The sequence below is a fragment of the Legionella sp. 16cNR16C genome (assembly GCF_021297775.1).
In the GTDB taxonomy this organism is placed as follows: domain Bacteria; phylum Pseudomonadota; class Gammaproteobacteria; order Legionellales; family Legionellaceae; genus Legionella_C; species Legionella_C quinlivanii_A.
In genome coordinates this window covers 625017-636480 of record NZ_JAJTMX010000003.1, presented here as the reverse complement: position 1 = coordinate 636480, position 11464 = coordinate 625017, and the positions used below count along the sequence as shown (strand labels likewise).

Sequence of the window (11464 nt, the reverse complement as noted above, 5' to 3'; positions counted from 1 at the left end):
GGTTATTTAATCATTTGTAAATAATTATCAACAGTGTTGTTGATAACAAAATAGAAAAAGAAATAAATCAATAACAAGACGGGAATGGGTATTAGCCATAGTAGCCAGCGTTTCCAAGCCGATCGTCCCATTTGCATACCTCCACCAACCTTGCATTCATAGGCATCAGGAAAAGCGATGAAGTGCTCCACATTGTCAACCATTGCATGATCGGGTGTGATATGTTCCAATGCGTATGCTTTATATTTGATTAAGTCCGGTTTGTCCAAAGGACTATGGTATTCTCCTCTGAAACCCAGACTAAGACAGCGATAAAAAATACGGAAAAGATCAACCTGTTTTGGTGGAATTTTGGATAAATAAATAAAGAATTCTTTTCCCGCATCCGTAGTATTGAAAAACTCAGTTTGCAAAAAACGGTGCTGCCATTCTTTTTTTCCTTCCCACATAGAATTTTGCACGAGTTCATCAATCCAGGCGATCACAGCAAATAATGCAGTATTCACCTGGTCTTTATCCAGTGACCCGCTGCGATTTCGGATTTCTTTGATACGAATAAGCACTTCTTCTCTGAATTCACTAAAGCTTGCCGTAGAAAATTCGCTGTCTTTCAATTCGCTCACATAATGGAACAAATCATAAAATAAGGATTGAAGGTTCAATTTATGCTCCCACAGCAACAATATCTATGACGACATCAATTGGAGCCTTACCCATATATAAGGCCACTTTCAATTCACGTTCAATTTTCAACCACATCGACGACTGGTTATCAATTTTATAGTACAGACAGCTTGCGCCGCGAGGGATACCTTCTGGTGCAGCACTTAATTTTGAAATAGGAACACCGGGTAAGGCATATTCAATATAAGTGACAATATCTGAATATGCACACAGTTTGCTGGAGTCTTTGACAATACTGGCAACTTCTTCCTGATTATTTTCCGCATATATGACCAGATAATACCTTCTCTCCGGCCTTATAAAATAGGGACCCAAGTCTGCATAGTAGTAATTATGCTCCTTAATCATTCTATGAATGCGGCCTGGATCAGCAACAATGGTGATAATTAATTTCTGTAGAAGAGCTCTTACCGCTGCAAAACATGTTGTCAGATTCTGGTGGTTATAATCCGGTAATATAGTGGTATTTTGTTCGCTACTACTAAACAAATTTACCTCGGTACTAAAATAACTTAACTCACAGGCGATTGTTTCAAGCAGGGTAAATAAGTGCCAGGGATGTACATTACCCGTTTTTACATATTGCTTTAATACCGGGACGCTCCGGAGAAGGGAGCGTAAGGAGAATAACCGCCCGAAATTAGCCTTGTCAATATGACTGGCATACCAGTCAATCGGCAATTTAAACTTTTCAAGCTGGCTGCAGACCCCCATCAAATTTTCAAGCAGCGCTCGCATTCCAATAAACAAATTCTCCGCAGCGGCGATATTGACACAGGAGGGAATGTAGACAGGGTTATTTTTAATCTCATTATCAATTCGCTTCAGTTCAGCAATTTGTATCAAGGTGTAATTATGGGTGTTTTCAAGTTCAAATTCCCAGAACAGTTTAACGACAAACTGCAGCGTTTTTAGTTGCGCCTGAGATTCCTGATGATAGAAATCAGCGGTTTCCACACCCGAGGCATAACTGATATATCGCGTGGTTACACCTGTTAAGTCCTCCAGTTGGTTGACGGATGTCACATTTTTCTTGGACAAGGATAAATCTTTTACGCCCACATATACCTTCATTGAGTCAGAGTTGGCAGGCCAATCCTTTAAAAATGAGCGTGGTAAAAAAACCGCATTGGAATCTATTTCAACATATTCACCGCCAGGAAGAAACAAGGCCATTTTATCGACTTCAAAACGGCCATTTTTCAGCGCTTGATGATTTAATTTTAACTGGGCAAATCCCCAGAAATAAGGCGTGACATTCAGCATCAGCTGGTTTAATAGAAACTGTTGATGCAGCTCAGAACACTGAAAATGTTGTGGTTGTAGAAAAAGTCCATGCTCCCAATCAACTGCTGTTTTCCAAACCATTTTGGCTTATCCTATTTCAGAGATTCACTAGTTGTTTCTTTTGATGTGCTGTCAGTAAAATTAATTCCTTTCGCTCCCAGCATTAAACATATGGCAATACGGCCCATTTTACGATTCATTTCCCAGAAGGTTACAGGCTTCCAGTTTTCAAATACAGGAATTTCAAATACTCGGACTACCTGATTGGGTACCAGATCATAATATCCTGCAACTACTATAATTCGCCTTGCACCAGCCAAGCGGGGGAAGGTATACACTTTTTTGCTGCCCGGTGTGATAAACAAGGTGTGCATGTATACTTGCTTGTCGCCGGCCTTGTTCTTGGAGTCTTCAGAATCATCAGCGCTGTCAAGAAGTTTGGCGATAGAATCAGAAGACATCAACTGCTTTTGAACATCTTCAACTTTTTCTACCTGGATAATTACAAGCTTCAGGGTATGTTTTTGATCGTTATACAGATTGAGATCTTTACTCGCCTCAATACGCATAAGGATAGCATTATCCTGATAAGAATCTGCCAATTGGGGTTGTTTCGTATTGCCGCCCATTGTGCAGGCAGTTAGCAATACCACAGAGAGTAAACATATTTTCTTGAACACCGACATTCCCTTTCTTATTTTAATTATTTGCAGGTAATGCTAGACAACTTAATGATATCAATAGAATATCTTAAATAGCAAGCAACTTGCCACGACTATTCGCTTATCACTATCTCATCGTCCACAATTTCAAGGAGTAAGGCATTCAATTCTCTGTTTTTTGTCATTGCCTCAAGAATATATTTAGCCAGGGCAGGCATTATTTGAGCATGCAAGGTTAATTCAATTTCTCTTGCCCCTAATTCAGGCTCATTATAACTATCTACCAGATAATCAATTATTGCTTCTTTAAACTGGAGCTTGATAGCATGCGTGCGAACCAGTTGCATTTTAAACGCCTCAAGTTTCTGGCGAGTAATGTCCTTTAAAGTGGCCCGCGACAATGCACGATAAACGACGACAGTCATTCTGGCAAGCAATGCAGGCTGAAAATGCGCGGATAAAATTGGCCAGATTAGTTTGGTTAATTGCTGCTGTGATAAATTATCAGACCGAAGAATCAGATCACTGCCTAAATTGCTAGTCAAAAAAATTACTGTATTTTTGAAATTGACCTCCTCGCCCTCTCCATCAGTCAGACTGCCCTTATCAAAAACCTGATAAAACAAATTCATGACATCCAGTGACGCTTTTTCAACTTCATCCAGGAGCACTACTGAATAGGAGCGCTGACGTACAGCCTCTGTTAACATACCCCCTTCACCAAATCCCACATAGCCCGGAGGTGATCCTATCAGGCGGCTGACCGAATGTTTTTCCTGAAACTCAGACATATTAATAGTTGTTAAATACTGACGGCCCCCAAACACTCGCTCTGCGATGGCCAATGCAGTTTCAGTTTTGCCAACACCGCTCGGTCCCACCAGTAGAAACACACCGGAAGGCTTGTCGACAGAGCTTAAACCGGTTTTCGCAGCTTTCAACTTTTGTGAAATCACCTCAATCGCTTCATGCTGGCCTTTGATTTGCTCTTCAAGACTCTGCTCGAGCGTAAGCAGAGCGGAATATTCGTTTTTCAGCAATTTACCTAATGGCACGCCCGTCCAGTCTGAAACAACTTTTGCGACAAGTTCTGGTGAAACTTCATACTCAATTAACGAGATGTTTCGCTCACCCATGATGTTGATCAACTCCTGTTGCCTTTTCTGTAAGCTGCTGCTTTTTTTTGGTTTTTTTGAAATCTCCTCACGGATAGCCAGTAGCTCACTAATTAAAGCACTCTCCTCCTCCCAATCGTTCTGAATTGCATTGAGCCTTGCTTTGTTCTCTTTAATTTCCTGCTTCAATGCCCTTAATTTTTTAGGATCAATGGACTGGCCTTGTTCTTTATCTTTACTTAGACTGCCCAACTCCTGCTCAAGTGCTTCAATTTGATTTTCCATAGCACTGGCCTCGGCCGGTTTCGCACTCAGATTAATCTTTACTCTCGCTGCCGCTGTATCTATCAGATCAATCGCTTTATCAGGCTGCTGTCGTCCGGAAATATAGCGGGTGGACAGTTCTGCCGCTGCTTCCAAGGCGTCAGAACGAACGCTTACACCATGTGCTTTTTCATATATTGGCTGCAATCCCCGCAAAATACGAATGGTGTCCTCGATGTCCGGCTGCTGTAATTTAATCAGCTGAAATCGTCTTGCCAGGGCGGCGTCTTTTTCAAAATATTTCTTATATTCATGCCAGGTTGTTGCAGCGATAATACACAATTCACCGCGAACAAGAGCCGGTTTCAGGATATTGGCAGCATCCAGCCCACCCTGCTGTTGCCCTGAACCAATCAGTGTATGCGCTTCGTCAATAAATAATATTATTGGAAATTTGGCGGCGGATACTTCTTTCAACACCGCTTTCAAGCGTCTTTCATACTCGCCCTTTACACTCGCGCCAGCTTCCAGTAAGCCTAAATCCAAAGCAAGAATACTGGTATTTTTTAGAAAATCAGGAACATTCCCCTTGCTGATTTCCAAAGCAAGCCCTTCAGCCAGCGCGGTTTTACCGACGCCAGGGTCGCCCACCAGTATTGGATTATTTTTACGCCGCCGCCCCAGGATATCAACCATTTGCTGAATTTCACGCTCTCGGCCGAACACTGGATCTATTTGCCCAGTTCGGGCTTTTTCGGTCAAATTGATACAAAACTGCTGTAGAGACTCCCCAAGGCGGGATTGATTCTCAGGAGACTCTGCGTTTGAACCTAACTGCGAGATATCCCGTTCGACAGACTCCATTGTATCCGCCTGCCAATGGCTCATTAGACTTTCCAAAGGCAGAAGCTCAAAAATTTCATTTCCAATATGGGTGGGATAATGATTGTGCTTTTTAATCAGAGCAAATAACAAAGAGCTTGAACGTATTTTCTCTACTTTTTGCTCTAAAGTTGCGATGAGCCAGGCGTCCTGCATCCAGTCAAAAAGAGAAACCGAGAAACTGGGTTTTCCCCTGTGCCCCTGTTTCAATTTATCAATACCGGAATGAATATCAAAACGAATGCTGTCTGGCACCAGAGCCTGTTGCTCAAGAATAAGACTGATATCGCTGCGAGGATTGGAGAGTAATTCACTCAACCAATGATCAATAGTAACTTCCCGATGCGTTTTCTGCATACATAAATTAACTGACTGCTCGAGTGTCAGAGCGGTATAGTCATTCAGACGCTCCAGCAAAGCTTTTAAATTGACGGTTAACATGATTACCTGCCGCTGTTATCAGAACTATTGAACCTAGACTGGCATTTCTTCATGACAGTCTGCTTTTAAGCCAGTACCTTACCGTGAAGGATTCAATCTCTTTCTCAGGAGCAAGCCAACTGGCTACCCCCAAAGGATACATGCTTGACGATAATTGCATCCCATGAAGTGAGCCTCGGTCAAGAATCACTTCCATCATGTAATTAAAAGGCTCACGGACATAAAGTTTAAGCAATAATTGCATTAAGTTAATATTGGAACTATCAATTAAAAATGTAGGGAATACGGAAGCATTCAATGGGCCGATGCGAATCAGCACATTATTACTGCTAGCCCTGATCCTGCTGCCAAGATAGGCAGTACGATTTAACTGATGATTGCTATGCCCAATATGACAGCGCTGATCATAAGGAATAGATTGCATGGCAAGAAAAAATGATTTCACCTCAATTGGTACCTTGAAAAAATCCGTCAGAAAATTTCTTAAGCCATTCAAACTGCGATGAGTATTAATCCAATGCCCGGAATATTTTAACAAGCGCAGATAATGAGGAATTTTTTCCCTAACCTCTGTAAGCGCCAAACCAATCAGACCAAAAAGTGCATCCTCTATTTCCCGGTTATGATGTTCAACGAACTGCTCAATTATCCTGTTTTTAGACCAGACACCATACATCAGGTCATATAATCGCTTATGAATAATGTTCAGCAAATATTTTACCTCTCCTATTTCATAAAACTCATCCTGAATAAGCTGCTCTGTATAGAAGGTTGGCAATGGAGAGGTGGTACCAAACAAACTTAAAAAAGTAGCGGTTAAAATATATTTATTCTGATTTTTTTTTATGTCTTCAATATCGGTTTCAGGAAAGGCAAGGCTTAGCCAGGGAACGATATCAAGACTTGCGGGAATTCCTTGCAATCTTTCCTGTTCAATTTCATGATTAAGTAACCGAATAGCCTGATAAAAATTAAAAGATTTCGGCTGAGCTAAAAGCTTTTTAACTATTTCTGGTGAGGATTGTTCAATCTTGGTGTCCATTTCCAGGTCTCTTTAGTACGTGAATTTTTTAAATTCAGTTGAGTAAATGTATTTATCGGTGAGTTCTGTGAAAAATAAATATCCAGGATACAGCCAAACAAGTACATATCCCCAATACTTTTGAAGTGATCTGGCTCGCATATTAATGTAATGTTCACTCCAGCAATCATTTCAGCAAGATACAAACGCCTGCTCTTTTCAACCAGAATATCTTCAACACCCTGTATTCGGCTCATGTTCAGGTGGTAATTTTCGCCCTTTTCATAGAGATAAAGATTAACAATTTGTTTTAAATAGTTTTTATCCAATATCTGAACAAAATTCAGCACTAGCAAGGACTGAAAATTCCAGATCAAGGCCTGACTATGGAGCGGCGGAATGTTGGACGAGGGCGGTATAATATTGGTGAAACTCAAATTCTCGGGCGAGCTGTCAGTAAAACGGGTAATATCCCCCTCATCCAGCAGGGTAGTCAAATCTCCATTCGTACAGGTTAAAGTCACTGAAAGGGTTTCGTCAACGGGATACTCCTGGCCAAAATTGTAAAAAAAACCTAAATAAATATCCCGCCCGTTGCCGCTTATCGAGGGGCGATTATGTATCGTATATTTTTTGTTTAAATCCAGCTCGTCATTAAAATTTAAGACATGATCATACACTATCTGCCTTTTTTCGCGTTGGCGATATCCTATCACCTGCTTTACTTCATAAATCTGATAGTGTTGATCGGCATTATCACTGGGGATAACGCGATACTCCGGCTTTTTATGATCGAGCTGAATAGGCTCGGCATGGTGCTCAAACAGATTGATAATCGGAACAGTATGCAAAATCAGATTGCCTGTTTCTGGAGGAGAAAACCAGACAGGGATGTCTTTAAACTCAAGCGAAACCCTGAAACTCAAGGCATCCGTTTCTCTTAACCATTTATCAAATCCCTTTAACTTGAAGAACAGAAATTTATAAGGCTGGTTAATATACTGATGCAGAATGCAATGCGTATTGTCATCTTTAAATGCCAGTGGATATAAGGGATCATCTGATTCCAGAGCACAGGCAACCAGATTTTCAAGCGGCAGGATATACTCTTTTTCATTATCAGCCCGTAAAATGATCCGTTTTACATAGCGCTGCAGCATATAAAATGTATTGCAAGCTTCTTCCCAGGGCTGTTTTATAAAAAAACGTAGTTCTTTGCCTTTCCAGTTTTGCAAGGTAACACCGCAAAGCTGGCAACTGATTTCCAGAAGGCTGTCACCCTGAAGTGACTCTTTAAATACGATTTGTTCAATCAATACCGGCTCAACCGCCACATCCACTACGGTACGAAACAGGCACTGCGTGCCATTTACAGGAATGGAAGCCAGCTCCGTTCCTTTTTTGACGTAAATTGCTTCTCCCAGATTAGGTTTGGGAATAAATTGGATGATGGAAGTGCTGGGCAAGGCTCTAGAATACTGAGAAAAGAAAAGCTGAGTTAAATCATCTACCATATCCGGCAAATTGTCATCGAGCAAAATCTGGATTTGACTGGTTAAAAATGCAACCCCCTCCAGAAGCCTTTCAATATCAGGATCAGTGCTCTGCTCTCTTAGCATTGGAGCAATAGCAGGATAGGCAGAAGCAAACTCCTTGGCCAGTTTTTTTATCTTACTCAGTTCAGATTGGTAGTAATCGAGAATCATGGCTTATCCTTCAGCATGTAAAACCTGGACAATGATTAATAATCAATTTCAGGCACTATAGTCTCACTATTACTCTACCATGACTTGTCAGAATCGTGGTGAAATAAACCGATATTTCTTCAAAAGGTTTTTTTAAGGTTCCATCAATATGGCAAGTGATTAACTGTTTATCAGGATTAATGATTAGGTTGCTTATTCTAACCTGGGCCACTCTGGGCTCGTAGGTTTTAATCAGATGACTTAAATGCTCTGCCAGTTCTTCCTTGCGAGCCAGGGAATAATCCTCTACCAGCGCTGGTGACTGAGATAAGCCATAATTGTCATCAATCGGCGCATTACCCTGTCGGGTTGACAGGATCTGCTCGATATGTTTTCTTATTGACTCGACTAATATTTCAGGTTCAGACTGATCCAGAGACCTGGAATCTTTTCTGGCCCATCGCCTTAATCGCTCGGTTAAACGCTCCCCTCTCACAAGGCTCTCCTTAAATAGAAATCCCGGCTGCAGGCAGCCGGGTCACAGTGATTTAAGTATGGATCAGTTAATCAAGCCGTCGTTTATGCTTCGCGAGACAATCGGCTTAAGTTCCAGCTAAACTCATAACGATTGAGATTGTCAACTATCTTGAATGATACGGGATGCAAATCAACAATCACCAGGGGGCCTGCCACATGAGAGTAAACATAATCCACCTCAAGGACTTTCGCCTGACTCAGAGTAATCAGTACAGCAGGTTGTACTTCCCCCTGAGGACCTGAACGCAGACAGTGAATATCACAGGTCGTTACATCTTCTCCTGTGAAAATACTTTGCGTTAAAGGAACAATACCACCGCCATCCCAGAGTGTAGTCAGTCGGAAAAACTTAGCATCAGGAACACCAATCAGCTGATCCTGAGCGTCGAAATTTCTGACAGTTGATGTTTTAAAGTCCACCGCCTGTACCCATTGCTCATAGCCTTTAACGGAGCTGTTGCCCTTGATAACGCCTGCCGCAGTCGTTGTTATTCTTGCCATCAGCTTATACTGGGTGCGTACCACTTCGCCTTCCGGCAACAAGGGTACGACATTAAGTTCCGGTTGTTGCATAGCCATTTTCTCCTTAAGCGGCGGTTTCTAAATTACCTACTAATTGTAGAGTAATATAAGAGCCCATATATTTAAAATGAGGTCTGACAATTAAAGTGGATTTATACCATCCAGGTTCCCCGGCAACATCTTCCACTGTGACTTTGGCAAAACGCAGCGGTTTTTTTGCTCTTACTTCGGCAACCGGATTTTCCATATCCACCACATAACTGCCAATCCACTCATTCAGCTCGCGCTCCATATCCACTCTTTCTTTATGCATACCCAGTTTTTCACGCTGCATAACTTTTAAATAGTGAGCCAGGCGGCAAATGATAAACATGTAGGGGAATTGAGTTCCCAGTTTATAATTGGCTTCCGCTTCCTTGTTTCCGCTGACATCGACAAAGGTTTTTGGCTTTTGGATCGAGTTAGCCGAGAAAAAGGCAGCGTTGTTACTGTTTTTCCGCATGGTTAATGGAATAAATCCCTGCTCAGACAACTCAAACTCACGTCGCTCTGAAATCAACAGCTCGGTAGGAATTTTGCTTTGCACTTCCTTCATGGCATCAAAGAAATAGCAGGGTAAATTATCAACTGTACCACCGCCTTCAGGACCAATAATGTTCACACACCAACGGTATTTGGCAAAACTGTCGGCCAGGCGTCCTGCGAAAGCGAATGCCGCATTACCCCATAGAAAGCTGCCATCATCACCATGGCTGACATCTTCCTTGTAGTTGAAAGTGCGAAGATTATAACTTCTGTCATCATAGGGCATGCGCAGCATAAATCGGGGCAAAGTTAATCCGATATAGCGTGCGTCTTCAGACTCACGCAAACCATTCCACTCCGCATACACAGGGCTTTCAAAAATGGCCGCGATATCATTCAATGTAGGCAGATCAGTCATTGATTTGATATTAAAAAACTCAGGACCTGCTGCTGCAATAAAGGGAGCGTGCGCCATAGCACTGACTGCGGCAATATTACGAAGCAGGGTCACATCTTTATGTGAAGGTCCAAAGGTATAATTTCCAATAATGGCTGCATAAGGTTTACCACCGAACTGGCCATACTCTGAACTATACGCCTGTTTGAACAAGCCTGATTTCACAATTTCGGGAGAGTCCAGGAAATCTTCAAACAACTCATCTTTGGTCACATTAATAAAGTCGACCTGACTATTTTCACGAAAATTCGTTTGATCAACCAGGAATTTTAATGACCGCCAGGCCGATTCCAGTTTCTGAAATTCCGGGTTATGCAGGATTTCATCCATTTGCACAGACAACTGGGCATCAATATCAGCAATCACATCATCAACCATCGCCGAAGTCACCGCTTCATCAGTTCGATGTTCTTCAACAATACGATCGATGAACGCGCGGATCCCGGTTTTAGTTACTTCATACCGCTCTTCTTCCGGGGAAATTTCAATCCCTGACAACAAATCATGAACTATTGATTTATCCTGGCCCTTGCCCGGATTTTCTTTCATATCAGCCATCATTATCTCCTCAAAATTGGGTTATTGATTAGTGATCTTTCGAATCTTTTTTCTCTTCAATACCCAAATCTTTTAATAATTTATCTCTCATGCCAGGATCTTTAACAATAGCATCCAGCTTTCTTCTGAATTCCGGAGTGTTACCCAAAGGCCCTTTCAGGGATTTAAGAGCATTTCGCAATTCCATCAGTTTTCTCAATTCAGGAACTTGTTTGACAAGATGATCAGGTTCAAAATCATGCAGAGACTGAATTTTCAGGTCCAGCGGAATAAAATCATTCTTATCGTTGCTTAAGCGGTTGGGAACTCTTGTTGTTATTCTGATATCGTGAAGCTTTAAAATCTGATTGAAGTTGTCTTTGTTGATACTGACTGTCTGTCTTTTTTCCAGAGGAAGTTTGGACGGTTTATTAGTAAATTCACCTAACACCAGCTGTCGCAGGGGAAGCTCAACTATTTCTTCCGCCCCTTCGATGCTGGGCTTGTACACAATATTGACCCGTTCTTTCGGGGCCACAGACTGATCTTTGCGTGCCATTTTCCTCTCCGTTGTTCCAAAAAGTATGTCCAATTCTGAACTTATAAATTAACCATAGCACAAATTATTAATTTTTCTGCCAATTCAGAATCTTTTCAAAAATTTAACAGCACAAACCAGATTATTGAAGTATTCGCTTAAACTCGCTTCATTCAATGTGATACTAAGATAATAAACACTCGCAATCCGCCTTGCTGGCAAGGCTTATTACCGGCTAACCCTTATAGCCAGTTGACAGTCTATAACTCAATAGCTATTGTTGTTAATGACGTATATGGAGAATTGC

Annotated in this window: 10 protein-coding genes; all 10 read right to left on the bottom strand. The window is 41.7% G+C overall.

The features are described from left to right. Nucleotides 1-2: 2 nt before the first annotated feature. The gene (locus LXA66_RS12945; RefSeq protein WP_233013480.1) at nucleotides 3-662 is read right to left on the bottom strand and encodes a DotU family type IV/VI secretion system protein; all 660 of its coding nucleotides are present in this window, start codon (nucleotides 660-662) and stop codon (nucleotides 3-5) included. A gap of 1 nt (nucleotide 663) precedes the next feature. Further along, nucleotides 664-2052: a type VI secretion system baseplate subunit TssK gene (tssK, locus tag LXA66_RS12940; RefSeq protein WP_133140095.1), complete on the bottom strand. Its 1389-nt coding sequence runs from the start codon at nucleotides 2050-2052 to the stop codon at nucleotides 664-666. Between the two features lie 11 nt (nucleotides 2053-2063). Next, a complete protein-coding gene (locus tag LXA66_RS12935) occupies nucleotides 2064-2651 on the bottom strand; it encodes a type VI secretion lipoprotein TssJ (RefSeq protein ID WP_165483124.1) in 588 nt (195 codons plus the stop codon). Between the two features lie 95 nt (nucleotides 2652-2746). Next, on the bottom strand, nucleotides 2747-5335 hold the full coding sequence (gene tssH, locus LXA66_RS12930; RefSeq protein WP_233013478.1) for a type VI secretion system ATPase TssH: 2589 nt from the start codon (nucleotides 5333-5335) through the stop codon (nucleotides 2747-2749). Nucleotides 5336-5384: 49 nt separating this feature from the next. Beyond that, the gene (gene tssG / locus LXA66_RS12925) at nucleotides 5385-6377 is read right to left on the bottom strand and encodes a type VI secretion system baseplate subunit TssG (protein WP_133140098.1); all 993 of its coding nucleotides are present in this window, start codon (nucleotides 6375-6377) and stop codon (nucleotides 5385-5387) included. Continuing rightward, nucleotides 6341-8062, bottom strand: coding sequence for a type VI secretion system baseplate subunit TssF (gene tssF / locus LXA66_RS12920; RefSeq protein WP_233013477.1), 1722 nt, complete (start codon nucleotides 8060-8062; stop codon nucleotides 6341-6343). The genes tssG and tssF overlap by 37 nt, the downstream gene beginning before the upstream one ends. 55 nt (nucleotides 8063-8117) lie before the next feature. Further along, nucleotides 8118-8537, bottom strand: coding sequence for a type VI secretion system baseplate subunit TssE (tssE, locus tag LXA66_RS12915; protein WP_165483125.1), 420 nt, complete (start codon nucleotides 8535-8537; stop codon nucleotides 8118-8120). An 83-nt stretch (nucleotides 8538-8620) separates the two neighbouring features. Next, nucleotides 8621-9157, bottom strand: coding sequence for a type VI secretion system tube protein Hcp (locus tag LXA66_RS12910; RefSeq protein ID WP_083499222.1), 537 nt, complete (start codon nucleotides 9155-9157; stop codon nucleotides 8621-8623). A gap of 7 nt (nucleotides 9158-9164) precedes the next feature. Continuing rightward, the gene (tssC, locus tag LXA66_RS12905; RefSeq protein WP_304608167.1) at nucleotides 9165-10640 is read right to left on the bottom strand and encodes a type VI secretion system contractile sheath large subunit; all 1476 of its coding nucleotides are present in this window, start codon (nucleotides 10638-10640) and stop codon (nucleotides 9165-9167) included. 28 nt (nucleotides 10641-10668) lie between these two features. After that, nucleotides 10669-11178 carry a type VI secretion system contractile sheath small subunit gene (tssB, locus tag LXA66_RS12900; RefSeq protein ID WP_233013475.1) on the bottom strand — a complete coding sequence of 170 codons (510 nt, stop codon included), beginning with the start codon at nucleotides 11176-11178 and terminating at the stop codon, nucleotides 10669-10671. Nucleotides 11179-11464 lie beyond the last annotated feature (286 nt).

Coding starts and splice junctions, on each gene's coding strand:
- LXA66_RS12910 (WP_083499222.1), bottom strand. CDS start 9,157: ATGGCTATGCAACAACCGGAACTTAATGTCGTACCCTTGTTGCCGGAA.
- tssG (WP_133140098.1), bottom strand. CDS start 6,377: ATGGACACCAAGATTGAACAATCCTCACCAGAAATAGTTAAAAAGCTT.
- tssC (WP_304608167.1), bottom strand. CDS start 10,640: ATGGCTGATATGAAAGAAAATCCGGGCAAGGGCCAGGATAAATCAATA.
- tssB (WP_233013475.1), bottom strand. CDS start 11,178: ATGGCACGCAAAGATCAGTCTGTGGCCCCGAAAGAACGGGTCAATATT.
- tssF (WP_233013477.1), bottom strand. CDS start 8,062: ATGATTCTCGATTACTACCAATCTGAACTGAGTAAGATAAAAAAACTG.
- tssH (WP_233013478.1), bottom strand. CDS start 5,335: ATGTTAACCGTCAATTTAAAAGCTTTGCTGGAGCGTCTGAATGACTAT.
- tssK (WP_133140095.1), bottom strand. CDS start 2,052: ATGGTTTGGAAAACAGCAGTTGATTGGGAGCATGGACTTTTTCTACAA.